The organism is Paenarthrobacter sp. 10L412 (assembly GCF_056395565.1).
The window spans coordinates 285,666-304,167 of record NZ_JBFTJT010000003.1 but is presented as its reverse complement, the minus strand read 5'-3'; the positions used below and the strand labels follow the sequence as shown (position 1 = coordinate 304,167).

At 62.7% G+C, this 18,502-nt stretch carries 17 protein-coding genes and 1 riboswitch; of the genes, 8 read left to right on the top strand and 9 right to left on the bottom strand.

Going from position 1 to position 18,502, the window contains the following annotated elements:
• The first annotated feature begins 32 nt into the window (after positions 1 to 32).
• Together AC1DD7_RS04740 and AC1DD7_RS04735 are read left to right on the top strand one after the other, a co-directional pair.
• Entirely contained in the window at positions 33 to 1,556 is a 1,524-nt protein-coding gene (locus AC1DD7_RS04740; protein ID WP_477514019.1) for a UDP-N-acetylglucosamine 1-carboxyvinyltransferase, read from the top strand.
• Between the two features lie 126 nt (positions 1,557 to 1,682).
• Entirely contained in the window at positions 1,683 to 2,882 is a 1,200-nt protein-coding gene (locus AC1DD7_RS04735; protein WP_477514086.1) for a glutamate--cysteine ligase 2, read from the top strand.
• Here the strand turns inward: AC1DD7_RS04735 and AC1DD7_RS04730 are convergent.
• From AC1DD7_RS04730 to AC1DD7_RS04715, 4 genes are read right to left on the bottom strand one after another with little or no spacing between them, the layout of a single operon-like run.
• A complete protein-coding gene (locus tag AC1DD7_RS04730; protein ID WP_477514018.1) occupies positions 2,879 to 3,475 on the bottom strand; it encodes a hypothetical protein in 597 nt (198 codons plus the stop codon). The genes AC1DD7_RS04735 and AC1DD7_RS04730 overlap by 4 nt on opposite strands.
• Positions 3,476 to 3,485: 10 nt before the next feature.
• A complete protein-coding gene (locus AC1DD7_RS04725) occupies positions 3,486 to 4,694 on the bottom strand; it encodes an O-succinylhomoserine sulfhydrylase (RefSeq protein ID WP_431116873.1) in 1,209 nt (402 codons plus the stop codon).
• Positions 4,695 to 5,105, bottom strand: a complete 411-nt coding sequence (locus tag AC1DD7_RS04720; protein WP_442003393.1) for a rhodanese-like domain-containing protein — start codon at positions 5,103 to 5,105, stop codon at positions 4,695 to 4,697.
• A complete protein-coding gene (locus tag AC1DD7_RS04715; RefSeq protein ID WP_216926788.1) occupies positions 5,102 to 5,368 on the bottom strand; it encodes a DUF1737 domain-containing protein in 267 nt (88 codons plus the stop codon). The genes AC1DD7_RS04720 and AC1DD7_RS04715 overlap by 4 nt, the downstream gene beginning before the upstream one ends.
• 14 nt (positions 5,369 to 5,382) lie before the next feature.
• Positions 5,383 to 5,494, bottom strand: a riboswitch (SAM riboswitch).
• 166 nt (positions 5,495 to 5,660) lie between these two features.
• Here AC1DD7_RS04715 and AC1DD7_RS04710 point away from each other — a divergent pair.
• From AC1DD7_RS04710 to AC1DD7_RS04695, 4 genes are all read left to right on the top strand, one after another.
• Entirely contained in the window at positions 5,661 to 6,989 is a 1,329-nt protein-coding gene (locus AC1DD7_RS04710; protein WP_477514017.1) for an NtaA/DmoA family FMN-dependent monooxygenase, read from the top strand.
• Positions 6,989 to 8,617, top strand: a complete 1,629-nt coding sequence (locus tag AC1DD7_RS04705) for an aromatic amino acid ammonia-lyase (protein WP_477514016.1) — start codon at positions 6,989 to 6,991, stop codon at positions 8,615 to 8,617. The genes AC1DD7_RS04710 and AC1DD7_RS04705 overlap by 1 nt, the downstream gene beginning before the upstream one ends.
• On the top strand, positions 8,614 to 9,663 hold the full coding sequence (locus AC1DD7_RS04700; RefSeq protein ID WP_477514015.1) for a PLP-dependent cysteine synthase family protein: 1,050 nt from the start codon (positions 8,614 to 8,616) through the stop codon (positions 9,661 to 9,663). Before AC1DD7_RS04705 ends, AC1DD7_RS04700 begins: the two co-directional genes overlap by 4 nt.
• 169 nt (positions 9,664 to 9,832) lie before the next feature.
• Positions 9,833 to 10,321, top strand: a complete 489-nt coding sequence (locus AC1DD7_RS04695) for a carboxymuconolactone decarboxylase family protein (protein ID WP_477514014.1) — start codon at positions 9,833 to 9,835, stop codon at positions 10,319 to 10,321.
• A 117-nt stretch (positions 10,322 to 10,438) separates the two neighbouring features.
• On the opposite strand, the gene AC1DD7_RS04690 is transcribed toward AC1DD7_RS04695, so the two are convergent.
• Positions 10,439 to 11,893, bottom strand: a complete 1,455-nt coding sequence (locus AC1DD7_RS04690; protein WP_442003384.1) for an amino acid permease — start codon at positions 11,891 to 11,893, stop codon at positions 10,439 to 10,441.
• A 251-nt stretch (positions 11,894 to 12,144) separates the two neighbouring features.
• Positions 12,145 to 13,086 (bottom strand): aminodeoxychorismate lyase, encoded by a 942-nt coding sequence (locus tag AC1DD7_RS04685; protein WP_477514013.1) that lies wholly within the window; start codon positions 13,084 to 13,086, stop codon positions 12,145 to 12,147.
• Positions 13,087 to 13,169: 83 nt separating this feature from the next.
• Between AC1DD7_RS04685 and cls the strand changes: the two genes are divergently transcribed.
• On the top strand, positions 13,170 to 14,642 hold the full coding sequence (gene cls, locus AC1DD7_RS04680; RefSeq protein ID WP_431116864.1) for a cardiolipin synthase: 1,473 nt from the start codon (positions 13,170 to 13,172) through the stop codon (positions 14,640 to 14,642).
• Positions 14,643 to 14,691: 49 nt separating this feature from the next.
• On the opposite strand, the gene pabB is transcribed toward cls, so the two are convergent.
• From pabB to AC1DD7_RS04665, 3 genes are all read right to left on the bottom strand, one after another.
• On the bottom strand, positions 14,692 to 16,725 hold the full coding sequence (pabB, locus tag AC1DD7_RS04675) for an aminodeoxychorismate synthase component I (RefSeq protein WP_477514012.1): 2,034 nt from the start codon (positions 16,723 to 16,725) through the stop codon (positions 14,692 to 14,694).
• On the bottom strand, positions 16,722 to 17,303 hold the full coding sequence (locus tag AC1DD7_RS04670; protein ID WP_477514011.1) for a low molecular weight protein-tyrosine-phosphatase: 582 nt from the start codon (positions 17,301 to 17,303) through the stop codon (positions 16,722 to 16,724). Before AC1DD7_RS04670 ends, pabB begins: the two co-directional genes overlap by 4 nt.
• Before the next feature lie 110 nt (positions 17,304 to 17,413).
• Positions 17,414 to 18,052, bottom strand: a complete 639-nt coding sequence (locus tag AC1DD7_RS04665; protein ID WP_477514010.1) for a TetR/AcrR family transcriptional regulator — start codon at positions 18,050 to 18,052, stop codon at positions 17,414 to 17,416.
• A gap of 100 nt (positions 18,053 to 18,152) precedes the next feature.
• Here AC1DD7_RS04665 and AC1DD7_RS04660 point away from each other — a divergent pair, with 100 nt between their 5' ends.
• A complete protein-coding gene (locus tag AC1DD7_RS04660; RefSeq protein ID WP_477514009.1) occupies positions 18,153 to 18,443 on the top strand; it encodes a hypothetical protein in 291 nt (96 codons plus the stop codon).
• Positions 18,444 to 18,502 lie beyond the last annotated feature (59 nt).

The following is an 18,502-nucleotide window of genomic DNA, read 5'->3' as shown; positions in this document are numbered from 1 at the left end:
CACTTCTAACTCATTTGTGATATTTCTTGAGTATGACGCAACCTACCGCCGAACATGTAGGCCTCCTGCTCCGCAACGCGCGAAGCGAAAAGGGCTGGACGCAGGGGCAGTTGGCTTCTGAGCTGGGAACCAGCCAGAGCGCTATCGCCCGAATGGAGCAGGGCAAACAGAATCTCAGCCTCAGAATGATCGAACGGCTGGAGGCCATCTTCGGCCGTTCCATCGTCAAGGTGGGCAAGCCGCAGATGACGCACCTCCGGGTGGAAGGCGGTCACACGCTGTCCGGCGAAGTGGACGTCAACAGCAGCAAGAATGCAGGCGTAGCCCTGCTGTGTGCAAGCCTGATCAACCGAGGCACCACCACGCTGCGTCGCTTGGCCCGCATTGAGGAAGTCAACCGTATCGTTGAGGTGCTGACGTCCATCGGCGTCGAATGCACCTGGCTCAACGGCAGCGACCTCCGTATCCGCAGGCCCGAAGTCCTCGACCTTGAATCGATGGACGTGGAGGCGGCTCGCCGCACACGCAGCGTCATCATGCTGCTCGGCCCGCTCCTGGACGAGACCGCCGAATACCTGCTTCCCTACGCTGGTGGCTGCGACTTGGGCACGCGCACCGTTGAGCCCCACATGCAGGCATTGCGCCAGTTCGGGCTCACGGTGGGGGCAAAGTCCGGCTTCTACTCCGTGGTGGCACCCCCTGCCGATGGGCACGACCGTTCCTTCGTCCTCTCCGAACGTGGCGACACCGTCACCGAGAACGCGATCATGGCTGCCGCGCACCGCGAGGGCACCACCGTGATCCGCAACGCGAGCCCCAACTACATGGTCCAGGATCTTTGCTTCTACCTGCAGGGCTTGGGTGTGACCATCGAGGGCGTCGGGACCACGACATTGAAGATCACTGGCCGGTCAGCCATAGACGTGGAGATCGAATACTTCCCGTCCGAGGATCCCATCGAAGCCATGAGCCTGATCACCGCAGGTATCGTGACGAACTCCGAGGTCACCATCCGCCGGGTTCCCATCGAATTCATGGAAATCGAGCTCGCCACCCTGGAACAGATGGGCCAGAAGCTGGAAATCTCGGGTGAATACATGGCCCGCAACGGCAGGACGCGCTTGGTGGATGTCACCACCAAGCCCTCTGAGCTCCACGCGCCACAGGACAAGATCCACCCCATGCCGTTTCCGGGGCTCAACATCGACAACCTGCCCTTCTTCGCCGTGATCGCAGGCAACGCCGAGGGCCAGACCATGATCCACGACTGGGTCTACGAGAACCGCGCCATCTATCTGACGGAGCTCAACAAGCTGGGCGCCCAAGTGCAACTCCTGGACCCGCACCGGATCTACGTCAACGGACCCACCAAATGGCGGGCTGCGGAGATCGGCTGCCCGCCTGCCCTGCGTCCGGCAGCGTGCCTGCTCCTGGCGATGTTGGCTGCCCGTGGAACCTCGGAGCTTCGCAACATCTACGTGATCGAACGCGGCTACGAAGACCTGGCCGAGCGTCTGAACACCATTGGCGCCAAGGTGGAGTACTTCCAGGACTAGGCACGCTTTTCTGCTGGATCATCCCGACTGCCACATTGGTTGGAACCCGGATTTAGGGACCGCCACGTCGGCAATGCAGGGATGATCCAGCAGAATTTCTCCGGCCGCATGAAGCAGAATGGTGCCATGCGGACTTTCGGGGTGGAGGAAGAGCTACTCATCGTCGATCCTGTGACGGGAGAGCCCTTGGCCCTCGCGGATGCGCTGCTCGCAGGACCGGAAGCGGCGGCTGAAACAGGGATGGGGCTCAGCCACGAACTGAAGCTGGAACAGATCGAAACCCAGACCCGTCCGTGCCATACCTATACCGAGCTCCTCCAGCAGATCCGGCGTGGACGGGCGATGGCCAATGACGCCGCCAGGAAGCACAACGCCCGGGTGGCCGCGATTGCCACCTCGCCCCTGGCCAAGAACACCCACACCACTCCGGATCCCCGCTTCGCTGTGATGCTTGAGCGCTTCGGGTTGACGGCCCACGAGCAACTGACCTGCGGTTTCCATGTACACACCGCCGTGGAGTCACCCGAAGAGGGCGTCGTGGTCCTCGATCACATCCGGGACAAACTTGCTGTTTTGACGGCCATCAGCGCCAATTCCCCATACTGGCGTGGGTTGCCCACGGGTTTCGAAAGCTACCGGATCCAGGCGTGGAACCGGTGGCCGACGTCCGGGCCTTCTGCCGTGTTTGGCTCGCTGACTGCCTATCGGCGCATGGTTCAGCGCCTCCTGGACACGGGGGTTCTCCTTGACGAGGGCATGATCTACTTCGACGCCCGCATCTCCCGCAACCATCCCACCGTGGAAGTCCGGGTTGCTGATGTCTGCCTCCGTTCGGAAGACGCAGCCTTGATTGCAGTGCTTGTGAGGGCACTGGTTGAGACCGCTTCCCTGGAAATGCTCGACGGCGTTGAGCCCGCCTTGGTGCCGACGGCCCTGCTCCGGATGGCGAGTTGGCAAGCGAGCAATTCGGGACTTCGCGGAGACCTCCTGGACTTTGGCGACTTCCGTCCCCAACCGGCAGCGGACGTGGTCTGGGCTTTGGTGGATTATTTGAGTCCTGTCCTGGATGACCAAGGTGAATTGGAGCTCGTGAAGGCCGGAATCTCGGACATTCTTGAGCGCGGGAACGGAGCACGGGAGCAACGCGAAGCAGCAGAGCGTTTCAACAACCGGCAACGTGACGCACAAAATCCGCCGGGAAGCCCGCCCAGCAATGAGGCCTTGGGGGCGGTGGTTGGGCATGCGGTGAAGGCGACGATTCGTGGCGCTACCGCAGACTCGCACAAGGATCCGGCGCCCCTCCTGACCAGGGTCCGCAGGCCCTAGGCTTCTGCGGAGTCAGTCTCTTCCCACGTCATCAGGTACGCGCCCGCTAAACCTTCGACAAGGTAGAACACGAACGGTGGGATGTCCTTCTTGGCTACAAGGATGGCGCCGTAGATGGGCGCGCTGGCGGCGGCCGTGATCCCGATCCATCGTTTGGCGGGCGATGCCAGGAGGCTTCCGCCCAGCGCCGCCAAGGCAAGAACGTGGAGCCCGGAGTAGGCCAGGAATGGCGCATTGGATCCCCGGCCGTAGGCAAAGCGTTCCAGGTCCGAGGCCCGGCGGGACAAACTGGACACAAAGAGCGGGGCCCCTGCGAGCAAAGCGGCCGCGGCTGCAACAGCCCACCGCTTCGCCTGTCCGCGCGGAAGACGACGTGCAAAGGCTGCGAATCCCACCGGCACCGCGACGGTTCCAGCAGCAGCGAGGTGCTGCCCAATCACCCAGCCACGCTGGCCGGCCTCGAGCATACGAAGACGTTCGGCAGCATCGGGGGTGATGTAAACGCGCGATACCGGCGAGATCCCTGCAAACCACACCGCCGTGCCCGCAACGATGACCGTTCCGGCACGGCGATAAGGATGATTCCCGCTCATGGCAGCAAGGCTAGACCTGTTTGAGGGCCTTCTCCAGATCCAGGATGAGATCGTCTACATCTTCCAGGCCCACGGACAAACGGACCACGCCGTCGCTCAGCCCGATGGCCGCGCGACCTTCGGGCCCCATGGCCCGGTGGGTGGTGGTGGCCGGATGCGTGATGAGGGACTTGGAGTCGCCCAGGTTGTTGGAAATATCGATGACGCGCAGACCGTCCAGCAACGCGAACGCGGCATCCTTGGCTGAACGCCCAGAAGAGGGCAGCAACTCGAACGTCAGCACGGTGCCGCCAGCCTTCATTTGCTTGGCTGCGAGCTCGTACTGTGGGTGCGATTTCAGCAAGGGGTACTTGACCCAGCTGATGGCGGGTTGCTGCTCAAGCCATTCCGCGATTTTCAAAGCGGAGGCTGAACTGTGGTTCACGCGCAAGCCAATGGTCTCCAGGCCTTTGGTCAACACCCAGGCGTTGAACGCGGAGAGCGACGGTCCGGTGTGCCGCATCAGCTGCTTGACCGGGCCATCGATGAATTCCTTGGTGCCCATGATTGCCCCGCCAAGGACACGTCCCTGGCCATCGATGTGCTTGGTGCCGGAGTACACGATGACGTCCGCGCCCAAGTCACCGCAACGCTGCAGCAGGGGAGTGGCAAAGACGTTGTCGACGACGACGGTCGCTCCCGCAGCATGCGCCAGCTCGCTGACGGCGGCGATGTCCACGATTTCCTGCATGGGGTTGGAGGGCGACTCGAAGAACACGGCGGTGGTCGGTTCGGAGAGGGCAGCACGCCACTGGTCGAGGTCGGGACCGTCGACAAACACGGTCTCTACGCCCCAGCGCGGCAGGATCTCGTTGAGGATTACGAAGCACGAGCCGAACAGGGAACGGGCGGCAACGACGCGATCACCGGCAGCCAGGAGGGCACCCAAGGCGGTGAACACCGCGGACATGCCGGACGCCGTCGCAAAGCACGCTTCGGTTCCTTCGAGCAACCGCAACCGCTCCTGGAATGTGGCCACGGACGGGTTGCCGTAGCGGGAGTAAACGAAGCGCTCGTCCTCGCCGGTGAAGGCGCGTTCGGCGGCGGCAGCGGATTCGTAGACGAAGCCGGAGTTCAGGAAGACGGGTTCGGACGTCTCCTGGAAGTTGGTACGGTCAAGGCCACCGCGTACTGCCTGGGTGTCAGGGCTCCAGCTGGCGGCATCGGGATTGAAAGTCACTTAGTCGTTCCCCAGGTTGGTTGGCAGGCCGCGGTTCTTCCAGCCGTTGATGGTGCGCTCGCCGTAGCGGTCCGGGTCACCTTCGAAGCCCTCGAGCACGTTGTAGGCGGTGAACCCGGCCTGCGTCGCGGCGATGGCGGCAGAGATGGAGCGCTGGCCTGAGCGGCAGATGAAAACGAGTTCCACGCCCTCGCCCTCGGGTGCCTGCTGCTGCAGGTCCTCGAGGAAGCGGGAGTTGGGAATGCCACCGGCGAGGTTCCACTGAATGAACAGGGGATCATTCTCTGTGGCTTTGGTGTCCGGAATGCCGATGTGTGCCCACTCGGCCTCGGTGCGGACGTCTACCAGGATGGCGCCTTCTTCAAGCTTGGCCCACGCGTCCTGCGGGGTCAGGTCACCTGCGTAACTCATGCGTGTCCCTCGAATGCTTCTTCGTCGTCGTCGTTCTCCAACTGGTCAACAGCATTCGCGACGGCGGCGTCTGCGTTGGCGATGGCAGCGGGCAGGACGACCGCCTGCGCCACGATGACATCCGTGCCATTGAACGTGGCTGCCGGGCTGCCGTGGAGCACGTAGCCGTCGGCGAGGGCCGTGGTGATCCGCTCGCAGAATTCACGGGTATCCGGACCTGTAATCAGGCGGTAGGAGAGTTTTTCTTCAGTGGGTTCAGGCATTGGCTGGTGCTCCTCAGTCACGCTTGCAGTTCGAAGTGTCGATACGCCGAGTAGTCACCTGAGGCACCCCGCCGGAGAGAGGGTTGCCGACCAGCAAGTCAGGGCTTGGCGCTGGTGCTCATTACTCAAGAAAAACGTAACATCCCGCGGCGGCGGCCCGCACTTGCAAGCGGTTACGCGCTCGTCATGTTGCGTAACCGGCCGGCGCTGGGGTAGCAGCCCAAATGTGACGCCCCGGGAGCATAATTGACGCAGTACGACCCCCTGTAACTTCGCAAGAAATCAGGTCGCGGTGAACGGACAAGGCAGCTCTACACTCAAGCCCATGCTGCATTTTGGATGGTTCGTGGGGCACGGTTTTGGTGTCCAGGGGTGGGGAACTCCCGGCTACAGCCTGGGCTACGACTGGAAGAAACCTGCCCTGTATCAAGACGCCGTGCGCGCGTTTGAGCAATCCGGCCTTGACCTCTTCATCATCGAGGACTCCCTTACTGTTCCTGATACTTATGGCGGCACCGCCGAGGTTTCGCTGGCACACGCCTCCTTTGCGCCCAAGCATGATCCTTTGGCTCTGGTCCCGTACCTTCTGTCCGCCACCAAGCACCTTGGGATTGTGCCGACTGTCAGCGCTTCGTTCTATCCGCCCTTCACAGCCGCACGGCTCCTGGCCACGCTGCAGCACTTCTCCGAGGGCCAGCTCGGCTGGAACGTTGTCACCTCCGGCAGTGACCTGGCGGCACAGAATTACGGGTTGGACCAGCAGATTGAACACGACCTTCGGTACGAGAAGGCGGAGGAATTCGTCGACGTCGTCCGGCAGCTTTGGCGCAGCTGGGAACCCGGCGCTGTGATTGAGGACGTTGAGGCCGGCGTGTTCGCCGACCACACCAAAGTGCATCCCATTAGCCACCAGGGTGACTTCTTCAAGGTCCGAGGTCCGCTGAACACCGCACCTTTGCCAGAGGAGCCCGTGCTGGTGCAGGCCGGTGCTTCTCCTCGGGGCAAAGCGTTCGCGGGTGGGCATGCAGATGTGGCGATCGCCTTGGCGCGTGGCGTTGACGGAATGAAGGCCTACCGGGATTCCATCCGTGCCGAGGCTGCCAAGGCGGACAGGAACCCCGACGACGTCAAGGTACTTTTCGTGCTCAAGCCCACCGTGGTTGGTTCATCAGCCGAGGCCGAGGACTTGCGTGCACAGCGCCGGGAGCTTACCCAGCGTGATATCGACAGCCAGCTCAACTCGATCTCCTACCTGTCCGTGATCGACTTCAAGCAGTTCGACCTCGATGCGCCGTTGCCTGAATTGAGCACCAACAGCAACCAAGGCACGTTGGAGCACTTCGCCAAGGCAGCGCCTCCGGGGTCTACCCTTCGCCAGATCCTTCAGGCACGCAGCGGTGGTGCCGGCGATTCGATCATCGGCACGGTTGGTGAAATCGCGGACTACCTCGAGGAGACTGGCGAGGCTGTGGGTGGCGACGGCTTCCTCTTCTCTGGCTTCGTGGACCCCGTCACCGTGCACGGAGTGCTGGACAAGCTCACTCCCGAACTGCGACGCCGTGGCCTGTTGAGGAAGAGTTACGGCGACGGTGGCTTCCGCCAGAATCTTCTGGACTTCTGATGTCCTCCGAGCCCATCTCCTCCGCGCCCAGAACCCTGCTGATCGGCACATCGCCGGTGGACCCTGAAAGCGTGGCGCAGGCTGCCTTGGATCCGGCGTTTCACGTGAAACTCAACCACGATGCGTTGTCTTTGATCGGCCGCTCACGCGAAGTGCTGGAGCGCGCGTCGACCTCAGGGCAGAAAATCTACGGCCTCAACACCCTCCTCGGATCCGGACGCGATACGGCTGTGGAGGAGAGGTCGGTTCTCGCCTATCAAATCCAAGTAGTCAGATACCACAACAGTGGTGTGGGCGACCATCTGGACCGGCCCTCCGCTCGCGCCGTGATCCTCGCCCGGCTCATCGGATTCAGCCGCGGCGGCTCCGGTGTACGCCCGGAGACTGCCCAGTTCTATGCGGAACTACTCAACCACGGAGTTCTTCCCGCCATCCCCCGCGAAGGATCAGTCGGCTCATCGGACCTCACCCAACTCGCCGCCGTCGCCGCCGTCGCCATCGGTGAAGGTGAAGCGATCGATGCGGACGGCACCCTGGTACCCGGGGCGAAGGCCCTAGCCGACGCCGGTCTTCAGCCGTTGCGACTAGCGCCCGGTGAGGCCCTGGCGCTGGTCAGCGCCAACGCTTACTCGGTAGGTGCCGGCACCCTCGCCTTGGTGCGCCTGCAACAGCTGGCGGAACTCGCCGACGTCGCGCTGTCCCTCTCGCTTGAGGCCATTGCAAGGTACGACGGCGGCGGGAACCTGAGTCCGTTTTCGCCGGCTATCCAGGCGGGCAAGGCGGTGGACGGGCAGAAGGACTCGGCCGCCGCGGTACGTCACCTGTTGCGCGGCGGGTGGTTGGAGGACGTTCGTCCCGAAGTCTCGGTGCAGGACGCTTTGTCATTCCGTGCTGCGCCCCAGACTCATGGGGCTTTTCGCTCCTTGGTTTCACAGCTCGGCGCTGCGTTGACGGTGGAGCTGAACGGACGTGGCGACAACCCCTTGGTTGATGTCGAAACCGGGCACATGGTGTCCGGCGGGAACTTCCAACCGATGCAGCTGGCTCTTTCCTTTGAGGGCCTGCGGCTGGCCCTGGCCCACGTGGGGATTTCCAGCGAGCGGCGAATCGCCAAGCTGTATCCGCCACAACGGGTGATCCGGGCGAGGCATCTGGAGGCTGCCGCCAGGCACCTGGAGGCTTCGTCGTCGAATGCGGTTTCTGAATCAGGACCGGCCGCAGGCCTTGTGCAGGAGGAGTTGCCCGGGCTGCTCTGGTACTCAGCAGCGGGACTGCTGTCCGAACTGAAGTTCCTGGCAGCGCCGGCGACGCTCGGGGCACCCACCCTCTCGGCCGACGTCGAGGACCACTCCACCTTGGCGCCGCTGGCGTTGCAGCAACTCGAAAGGTCGTTGGAGGCCTTGGAGAAATTGCTTGCTATTGAGGCTCTGACGGCGTCGTATCTGCTGCTCGAAGCGGGAGCCGCGCAGCCGCTCGGGAAGGGGACTGGCGCCGTCGTGGGCCGGCTGGCTGATGTGCTGGCGGATCGGCCGTCGGCTCCGGACCTGGTGGAGCGCGCGCGACGTGAATTGCGTGATGTGGTGGCGCAGGAATTGCAGCCTATGGCTCAAAGGGAGGGGACCACGTGAGTACCGCAATCCGCAAACAAGGCGCACACCCGGCGGCAGGGCTGCCGGACGGCCTGGATGCCAGCGTCCTGGACAAAGTGGGCAACACTCCGCTGGTGAAATTGGAGGCCTTGGGCCGTGGATTGCGCAGCACCATCCACATCAAGCTTGAGTCCGAGAACCCCGGCGGATCCATCAAGGACCGTACTGCGCTGAGCATGGTCCGGGCGGCCGAGCAATCAGGAGAGTTACAGCCAGGCGCAACCATTGTGGAGAGCACTTCCGGCAATACCGGGATCGGGCTGGCGCTCATCGGGCGGCTGACGGGGCATCCCGTGGTGGTGGTTACCGGCGACACCATCTCCCAGGAGAAACTCGCCGCGCTCCACAGCTACGGTGCGCGCGTGGTCCTGACGGACTGGAGCGCGCCCTCGGAATCCCCGGAGAACGCCCGCGCTGTGGCAGCGCGAATCACGGCCGAGACGCCTGGTGCTTGGCGGCCCATGCAATTCGACAACCCTGCCAATCCCGCGGCGCACTACCAAACCACCGGGCCGGAGATCTGGGAGCAGACCAACGGCCTGGTGACGCATTTCGTGGCCGGAATCGGAACCGGTGGGACCATCAGCGGCAATGGCAGGTTCCTGAAAGAGAAGGTTGCAGCATCGCGGCCGGGCGGGCACCTTGAAGTTGTGGGCGCCGACCCCTACGGCTCCGCCTACAGTGGTGGACACCCCGGCGAGATCCTGGTGGACGGTGTTGGTAACTCCTGGCCCCAGGCTGAATGGCCCAAGGCCTTTGACCGCTCCATTGTCGACCGCTTCCTGCGCATCCCCAACGACGAGGTCTACTCCACCGTGCATCGGCTCCTCGACGAAGAAGGGCTTGCGCTGGGTCCATCGTCCGGACTTGCTGTGGCCGCTGCCCTGCGGGTAGCCCGGGCCGCACCCCACGGTTCGGTGGTGGTGGCCATAGCGCCCGACGCCGGAACCAACTACCTGAGCAAGGCCTTCAATCCCGTGTGGCTGGCAGAGAACGGAATCCACCTGGCCCGCGACGCCGAATAGCACCCTCTCTCACATCCACCGGCTTTCGGACGGATGTTCTCTCACTTCCAACGGCTTTCGGACGGATGTTCCTTCACTTCACGCCCCACTGCGGGACGGTCGGGGCAGCCCAGCGGGAGCATGTCTCTGTGCAGCCAGCACCCCGTGCCTGTTGCGCTAGGCTCCAAGCATGCCTGAACAGGAAACAAAAGCACGTCTCGCCGGCTATCTGGATAAGCAACAGCCCGAGCTCTACGCAACACTGAGCCACTATGCCCAGCAGGTGGTTGGAGAAGCCGACCGCACAGGTGTCCCGCGGCGGACCATCGAACTTCTGAACTACCTTGCGTCGCAGATCAACGGCTGCGCATTCTGCCTGGACCTGCACCATCGACGGGCCTTGGGGTACGGCGAAACGGAACAGCGTCTGTCCTTGGTAGCTGTCTATAAGGAAGTGACGCTGTTTGAGCCGGCTGAGCGGGTGGCCATGGAAATCACTGAGCAGATCACCCGGATGAGCACGTCACGGCCGAGCCCCGAGCTCTTCGAGCGGGCCCGTGAACACTACAACGACGAGCAAATCAGTGTCCTCTGCATGGCAGCCATTGGGATCAACGCCTTCAACCGCCTGTCGATCCTGAGCGAGCACCCTGTGCGTGTGGTCAAGCCCAAGTCCTGAATCTGGCAGGCCGTGTGGCGTCCTGGCCTACTTTCAAACAACATCAGCCCCTAGGCAACCTGGAATGGTTGCCTAGGGGCTGATGCGCAGCCAAAGAAGGTCAGGAAGCCACGGCGGTTAGACGCCGACAGCCTTCTTGAGCGACCGGCGTCGTCCGTACTTGAAGTAGAAGAACGCGTAGCAGGCGCCCACGAACGGAACGCCGAACAGCAGTGCCGCCACCTGGTTGGGGTCGAACGCGATGCCGATCAAGGACACAACGCACAGCGCGAACGCCAGGATCGGAACCAAGGGGAAGAGTGGCGCCTTGTACGGGAGCGTGCTGAGGTCGCCGCCGTTCTTGATGAACGTGCGCCTGTACACGAAGTGCGAGGCCACAATGGACATCCACACGCCCACGGTCGCAAAGCCGGCAATCGAGACAAGCACCAGGTACACGGTTGCCGGCGCAACAATGCTGCTGATCAGGGACGCCAGGCCGCCGAGCATGCTGACGCACAGGGCAATCATCGGGATCCCACGCTTGGTCAGCTTCCTGAATGCCTTGGGTGCGTGTCCTTCGTCGGCCAGCGAGAAGAGCATGCGGGCGCAGGAGTAGAGTCCGCAGTTTCCCGCCGACAACAGTGCAGTGATGATCACGAAGTTCATGATGTCCGCAGCGAAGGGAATGCCAAGCATGGAGAAGACGGTGACGAACGGGCTTTCGTCCACGCTGACCTTCTCGTAGGGGATGGTGGCCGCGATGACGGTAATGGCGCCCACGAAGAAGATCATGAGACGGATGACTGTGGTCCGCATGGCCTTGGGGATGTTGGCGCCGGGATTGGATGTTTCGCCGGCGGCCACACCAATCAGTTCGGAGCCTGAGAAGGCGTAGAACACGGCCAGGCAGGTGACGAAGACGCCCGTGAAGCCGTTGGGGAACAGCCCTTCGGGTGTGCTGAAGTTGCTCGTGAGCGACGGGTATTCGCCAGCCGCGAGCGGGTGGAAGCCCATCAAAGCGGCGCCGCCCAGGATAATCAGGCCGACGACGGCGGCAACCTTGATGAGGGCGAACCAGAACTCCGATTCACCAAAGACGCGAGATGAAATGGCGTTCAGAGTGAACAGAACCGTGGCGAACACGAAGCACCAGATCCAGACGTCGACGCCTGGGAACCAGCGTTGCATGAGCAGGCCGGCCGCAGTGAATTCAGACCCCAACGCCACGGCCCAGCAAAGCCAGTAGAGCCAGGCTGTGGCGAAGCCGGTGGCGGGTCCGATGGTTCGGGCGGCGTAGATGTGGAAGGCACCTGAAACGGGGAACGCAACGGCGAGTTCCCCGAGGCATGCCATCACCAGGTAGACCACCACGGCTCCGATGAGGAACGCGAGAACGGCGCCCAAGGGGCCCGCGGTGGCAATGGTGTAACCCGAGCTGACGAACAGGCCTGAGCCGATGACGCCGCCCATGGCAATCATCACCAGGTGCCGGGCCTCCATGGACCGGCGAAGTCCTGTCTGTGAGGCGCCAGTCTCCGACTGCGCCTCGGGTGCCGATGCCTCGGCTGTTGTGGGGGAGCTGTGTCCCATATTCCCTCCGGGAAGTTAGCCAGCAAAGTCTGAAATGGTGTCGGGAGGACGTGATCCAACTAACACGAGAACAAGATTCATCACATGACGGACACCCATTTCAAGGAGGATAAGGAACGCGATTGAACCCCTGTGAAGCTCAATGCTGAGGCCAAGAGTTCCTTATCAATGAGTCATGCGAGCAATTACTCTACTTGTCATCTGCTAAGTTCCAAGCGGAGCAGAGTAGGCCCCAGTCTGGCCGGCCGGAATTACTCGATTCCGGCAAACAACTCGTTCAGTTCCTCCGTGAGCTGCTTCCGGACAGCGGGAGTACCGATCTCGTGGCCGTTAATGTGGTTCACCGGCGCGATCAAACGGATGCTCGAAATGAGCCAAACGGCGTCTGCGTCGAACAGGTCCTGCGGCACCAGCGGCCCATAGCCCAGCTCCCACCCTGCAGCCTTCGCGGCGGCGAACAGCGCGCCCTGCGATGTGCCCGGAAGGATCCCGCTATCGTGCTGCGGCGTGATGAGCCGTCGAACGGTCCTGACGGAACCGTCGCCGTCGTCTACTGTTTCCAGATGGGCGAGCAACACAGTGGACGTTGGCCCCTCAAGAACACGGCCATCTGTTGACGTGAAGATGGCGTCATCGGCACCCTGCTTGTGCGCGTAGCGCAGCGCGGCCATGTTCACGGCATAGGACAGAGTCTTGGCTCCCAACAGCAGCCACGGCGCACGTTCGCCGGCCTCAGTATCAAAGCCGCGGTCCAGAAGTACGACGTCGATACCCGTCTCGCGCTGCCGGCGGCTTCCCGCGGGTGAAGGCGAAGCCTGTACCCAGCATGTGGGGCTCGCCGCACCTTCAATGCCACGGGTCACGATCAGCTTGACGACGACTTCGTCCTCTTCCGGCGTCGGCGCCGGGTAGACGGTGCGGAATTCGGTGATCGCCGTGTCAATCGCCTTTCGCCAGACGTCCTGCTCCGGGATCGCCAAGTCCAATGCCGCTGCGGAAGTGCCTAACCGGTTCAGGTGTGCCTGCACTTTGCGCGCCCTGCCCTGGACGGCCAGAAGGGACTCGAACACGCCGTCGCCACGGGTAGCGCCGAGGTCAGTGGCCATGAGCTGGGGCTGGCTGGAATCGGCAATGCGGCCGTTTTCGAAGGCCGGGTCCAGGAAAACGAGGACCGTGGGGGCAGGAGAAGTCATGTTCCCAGCTTAGTGCGGCCCTCCAAAGGGGCGGGCGGATAGGCTGTGGTCACCGTTAGTTATTGGACAGTGGGGGTTATGGAGTGCTTTTTCCTTTTCCGATTGGCTTGGAGTGGACCTGGCTTCTAGGTGCTTGGGCCATTGCGGAAGTCATCATGCGCATCGTGCTGCTGGGGATCATCCCCGGCAACCGTCGCCCCACAACAGCCATGGCCTGGCTTCTGGCTGTTTTCCTCGTCCCGACCGTTGGATTCGTGCTCTTCCTGCTTTTTGGCAATTTCCGCTTGTCCAAGCGGCGGCGTCAGCAGCAGGAACAAGTTAATCATCGCGTTCGCGCCGTCACCTCTGACCTGTCCGATCCCGTGAGCACCTATTCCGGCCCGGAGTGGGTGAAATCAGCGGGTGAGCTGAACCACCGCCTTGGCTCGCTGCCCATGGTCGACGGCAACAAGGTGGAGCTCATTCCTGGTTACAAGGAGTCCATCAAAGCGATGGCCGAGGCAGTCCGAGGCGCCACGGAGTACGTCAACGCGGAGTTCTACATCATGAGCAGCGACTCCGTGACGGACGAGTTACTCACCGAACTCGAGAAGGCTGCCGAGCGCGGAGTCACCGTCAGGTTGCTCTTCGACCATATCGGAACGCTGCGCATCAAGGGCTACCGCCGCCTGGTCCGCCGGCTCAAGGCAGGCCAGATCCAGTGGAAGCGAATGTTGCCGCTGCTGCCTATCCACGGCCAATGGCGCCGCCCGGATCTCAGGAACCACCGCAAGATCCTGGTCATCGACGGGACACTGGCGTTCACGGGCTCGCAGAACCTGATCGAGCCGTCCTACAACAACCCCAAGCATCGCCGGGCGGGCCGTCAATGGGTTGAGCTCATGGCCCGGCTCGAGGGCCCCATCGTAGCCACCCTGAACGTAGTTTTCGCCACGGACTGGCTCAGCGAAACCGACGAGTCACTCGAAAGCCAGCTTCGCCTGCCCTCCCAACCCTCCCCGGGGCACGTCACCGCCCAGGTGGTCCCAAGTGGTCCGGGGTTCGCCACGGAGAACAACCTGCGCTTGTTCAATACGCTGATCTACTCGGCGCAGCACAGGATCTCCATTTGCAGCCCCTACTTCGTGCCTGATGACTCCCTGCTCTATGCCATCACCACGGCGGCCCAGCGAGGCGTTGATGTGGAACTCTTCGTCTCCGAAAAGGGTGATCAATTCCTCGTCCACCACGCCCAACGCTCGTATTACGAAGCGCTCCTTGGAGCAGGCGTCCGCATCTACCTGTACCGTGCGCCGTATGTACTCCACGCCAAGCACTTCACCATCGACGACGAGGTTGCGGTTCTTGGTTCCAGCAATATGGACATGCGCTCCTTCTCCCTGAACATGGAGGTCTCGGTGATGCTCCTGGGCGCCGAAACCGTGAACCTCATGCGGGCCGTGGAGTCCACGTATCGCGAGGTATCCCGTGAGCTTACGTTGGACGACTGGATGGACAGACCCCCGTTGGCCAAGTATGTGGATAACGTCGCGAGATTGACCGCGACGCTCCAGTAATTTGCGTAACACGGCCCTTGAAGCGACGGCCGGCTAGCTGTACACAGACTCAGCCGGGGAAGTCAGCCCCGAGCGTCGACAACACGCCAAAAGCCTTGGTCCGGATCTCTTCGTACTCGTCGTCGGCCACGGAGTCCGCGGTGATTGCCCCTCCGATACCCAGGCTGAGCGTGCGCCCGCCGTCGTCGTGGGGATTCACCACGAGGGTACGGATCACGACGGCAAGGTCCGTGGCAGCATTCAGCGAGAAGTAGCCGATTGCTCCCGAATAGATACCGCGGGGACCCGCCTCAAGCTGGTCAAGAATGTCCATGGTGCTGATCTTCGGCGCCCCGGTCATTGAACCGGCCGGGAAGGCCGCAGCCAGTGCCTCTGCCCGCGGAGCGCCCGGGCGAAGGTGCGCGTCCACGGTGCTGACCATTTGATGCACCGTGGCGTAGCTTTCGATCGCGCACAGCCGGCTGACCGTCACCGATCCGGGAATGGCGAAATGGCTCAAGTCATTGCGCAGCAAGTCCACGATCATGATGTTTTCCGCGCGGTCCTTCAGCGAGGTCTCCAGGTCGCGGCGCAGTTCGGCGTCCTCCGTGGGATCAGCGGAACGCCCACGCGTCCCCTTGATCGGCTCGGCCCGCATGCCGCCGTCGGAGAGAATCCGGAGGAAACGCTCGGGCGAGGTGCTCGCGACGACCAGCTCGCCGAACCGAAGGTAACTGGCAAATGGTGCCGGATTGCGGCGTCGCAACGCCCGATAGCTCTGCCACGGGTCCAGCCCGCTGGCAGGTGCTTCAAGCATGGTGGTCAGGCAGACCTCGTACGAGTTGCCTTCGCTGATTTCATGCTGGGCGTCCGCGATTTTGCGCTTATAGTCCGTCGCGCTGTCACGGCAAGTGAATTCCGGAGCCGTCTCGGAAACAGGCTCGACGGCGGAAGCCGGGGCGGCTGAAGCAGTTCCGACGGCGGTTCGAGCCTCGCGCAACCACTCATCGGCGTCGGGCGCGTCCAAGGCGAGCAACCACACAGTGTGCTCGCGATGATCCAGTACCACGGCCCGCCCAGCGAAGAGCAGGGCGGCGTCGGGGGTCCCGGCTTGGACGTCGTTGCCCCCGGTTTCCCGTTTGAGCTCGTAGCCCAGGTAGCCCAGCCAGCCGAGCGTGAACTGCCCATCGTAGCCGCGTGGTGCCCGCACGGCCCGGCGTCCCCAGACGGAATCGAGCCAGCGGAAGAAGGGTCCGGAGGTTTTCACGGTGGCTGTTCCGGCGGTCACCTGGGTGGTTCCCTGGCGGTGTTGGACGGACTGGCCGAACGTGCCGCCATCGTCCGCCAGGATGCTGAAGCGGCTGCGGGCAGCGGCCTGGGACGTCCCTGAAACTGCGGACGCATTGGAGGAATCCAACCAGACAGCATTGGTCGAGGAACCGTAGAGGTTCTGAAAGAGCGCCTCGGCGTCCGGAACTGCGCTGATCTTTTCGGACCGGAGTTGCAAACCTCGACGCGCGCTGAGTTCCGGCGAGAGGATCGCTGACAACGACGGCAGGTACCGCATGGCCTGCAGGACATCATCCGGGGCGTTGCCATCCGCGAGGTTCTGGACACGGATGTCTGCTGCGCCCATGACCGGGTCAGCTTCGAGCCAAACATCTTCCTGCGCGGCCCAGGTGTCCCAATAAGGTTCGTAGGTGTCTCCGTCACGGGCCAAAGCCCGACGACGGCGGTCGTCACCGGGGGATTCGACCCAGACGATGGCGTCCAGCAGGGGACGCGCGGCGTCCGCTGCGGCGCCGACGCCCTCCACGATCACGATTTCGGCTGGCAGCGTTACGTGCAGCGCGCCGTCGTAATGCCGTTCCCAATCCCAGCTGACCCACTCTGCTGCCTCGCCTTGGCTCAAAGGCGTCAGGACCGTTGCGACGTACCTTTCGATGCCTGTGGCAAGGCCGTTCCATCCGGGATAGATGTCTTCCAGATGGAAAAGGGAAACCTTGTGGTGCTCCCGAAGGCGGGCCGCCAACTCGACGGCCAGCGTGGTCTTGCCCGCGCCGGACCGCCCGTCGACGGCGATGATCACGGGTGCAGGGGTCATGACATAGAGGTTACCTGCTGGTGCTCGGTGGCTCCGTTTCGGACGTCGCTGGCGCTACTCCCGGAGTCTTCCGCAAGTGCATCGCTCACGTGGCGCACAATGCCTGGAATAGCGGCTTTGATAAGGGTCCAGGTGTTGTCGAAATCGGTGTGACCGCCATACCAAGGATCCTCGATGCCCAAATCCAGTGAACTGCGTCCAACCATCATGGGATCGAAGCTGCGCAGCATGAGGACTTTGGCCAGCGATTCGCGATCCGGAGCGCCCTCCTGAAGCCAGCCGAAATGATCGACGTCCAGTGCCAGGATGAGGTCCCGCTCAGCGAACCACTCGCGCCTCCACTGGCGTGCGACATGGTCCTCCGAAGCGATGTGGTGGGCGGTCAGTTTGCGGGCCGCCCGGGGATCGATCGGGTGCCCCACCTCGTACCCGGTGGTGCCCGCTGAGTCGACCACTACCAACTTGCCGAGCCCTTCCGCTTCGAAGGCTTCGGTAAGCATGAGCGCTGCCATGGGCGAGCGGCAGATGTTTCCAGTGCAGACCGTGATGATGCGGTATGGGCTCGTCGTTGAGTACATGCAGCAAGCATGGTTGATGGCACCCCTTCTTGGCTAGGGGCCACTTCACAACCAAGTCACTTTTCCTGTCAAAGCTGTCACAGGGTGTATGGGGTGGGCGGTGAAGGTGGTTACTTGACCGCTGGAGCAGGCGCAATTTCTGTGGCGGGGGACCCGGCAGACGCTGCTTCGGCAGCCAGCGCGGAGGCAGCCAAGTAGACGGTGCGTACGACGGCGGCGCGTCGCCTCTCGAGGCGGCCGGGGTCGTTCCCCGCCATGAGTCCATCGAGTGCGGGCAGCACCGGGGCCGTATCGCAAAGACTGACGATGGTGATGAGGAGATCACCGGCGTCTTCCTTTGAGATTCCGGGGAGGGCTGCAATGGTGCTGTTGACCTTGGACGCACAGTTGGCCATCCGTTTGGGCAGGCCCACAACTTCGGTGCCGCGTTCCAGGCCTTCCCAGAAGAGAAGGCGTGGCGCGGTGGCGTCCTCTTGATGATGATCGAACAGACGGCCCGCATAGTTCGCCATGGCCTCTGGGCCCTCGCCGTGGATGGGCACTTCATCCATGAGGGAGCTGAGAGCGGCTACGATGACCGCGTCAAAAAGGCCGTTCTTGTTGCCGAAGTACTGATAGATGCGTTCTTTATTGACGCCCGCCTCTGCGGCGATGCGATCAATCCGGGCTCCGGCAAGTCCCCGCGTGCAGAACTCAGACGTCGCCGCCTCGAGGAGCAGTGACTTGGTGCGCTCTGTGTCCCATGCCATAAGTACCAGATTACCATTTCCCAACTAAGCAGTTGTAATTGGCGCCGAGTGCGGTTATGGTGGGACAAAGCTAATTGCAACTACCTGGTTGGAGAATGACATGACCACTCAAGCTGCTACCGAAATCAAGGCTGCTGAAACCACCCCAACCCGTGCCCCGTCCGTGCACATGCGGGCCCTCATCACGTGGATCGCGATCTTCCCCCTGGTATCCATCGGCATGCTCTTGCTCGGGCCGATCATGGAGCCGTGGCACCCGATTCTTCGAGCACTCTTGCTGACAGCCTTAGTGGTCCCGGCCGCCGTCTATTTTGTGGTCCCACGACTGTTTGCCGGCCATGGCGCACTGAGCCGCAAGGCCGCTGAGCGCGCCGCCCGTAGGTCCGCTTAAAAACCAACTGACTGGCATTTGTGGTTGTTCTCAGCGCTGGGAACAACCACAACTGCCAG

What these genes read in the sequence shown, in the direction of transcription:
- AC1DD7_RS04695 (WP_477514014.1), top strand. Translation starts at nt 9,833, where the DNA reads ATGCCTGAACAGGAAACAAAAGCACGTCTCGCCGGCTATCTGGATAAG.
- AC1DD7_RS04730 (WP_477514018.1), bottom strand. Translation starts at nt 3,475, where the DNA reads ATGAGCGGGAATCATCCTTATCGCCGTGCCGGAACGGTCATCGTTGCG.
- AC1DD7_RS04670 (WP_477514011.1), bottom strand. Translation starts at nt 17,303, where the DNA reads ATGTACTCAACGACGAGCCCATACCGCATCATCACGGTCTGCACTGGA.
- AC1DD7_RS04715 (WP_216926788.1), bottom strand. Translation starts at nt 5,368, where the DNA reads ATGCCTGAACCCACTGAAGAAAAACTCTCCTACCGCCTGATTACAGGT.
- AC1DD7_RS04665 (WP_477514010.1), bottom strand. Translation starts at nt 18,052, where the DNA reads ATGGCATGGGACACAGAGCGCACCAAGTCACTGCTCCTCGAGGCGGCG.
- AC1DD7_RS04685 (WP_477514013.1), bottom strand. Translation starts at nt 13,086, where the DNA reads ATGACTTCTCCTGCCCCCACGGTCCTCGTTTTCCTGGACCCGGCCTTC.
- AC1DD7_RS04690 (WP_442003384.1), bottom strand. Translation starts at nt 11,893, where the DNA reads ATGGGACACAGCTCCCCCACAACAGCCGAGGCATCGGCACCCGAGGCG.
- AC1DD7_RS04720 (WP_442003393.1), bottom strand. Translation starts at nt 5,105, where the DNA reads ATGAGTTACGCAGGTGACCTGACCCCGCAGGACGCGTGGGCCAAGCTT.
- pabB (WP_477514012.1), bottom strand. Translation starts at nt 16,725, where the DNA reads ATGACCCCTGCACCCGTGATCATCGCCGTCGACGGGCGGTCCGGCGCG.
- AC1DD7_RS04660 (WP_477514009.1), top strand. Translation starts at nt 18,153, where the DNA reads ATGACCACTCAAGCTGCTACCGAAATCAAGGCTGCTGAAACCACCCCA.
- AC1DD7_RS04705 (WP_477514016.1), top strand. Translation starts at nt 6,989, where the DNA reads ATGTCCTCCGAGCCCATCTCCTCCGCGCCCAGAACCCTGCTGATCGGC.
- AC1DD7_RS04735 (WP_477514086.1), top strand. Translation starts at nt 1,683, where the DNA reads ATGCGGACTTTCGGGGTGGAGGAAGAGCTACTCATCGTCGATCCTGTG.
- AC1DD7_RS04740 (WP_477514019.1), top strand. Translation starts at nt 33, where the DNA reads ATGACGCAACCTACCGCCGAACATGTAGGCCTCCTGCTCCGCAACGCG.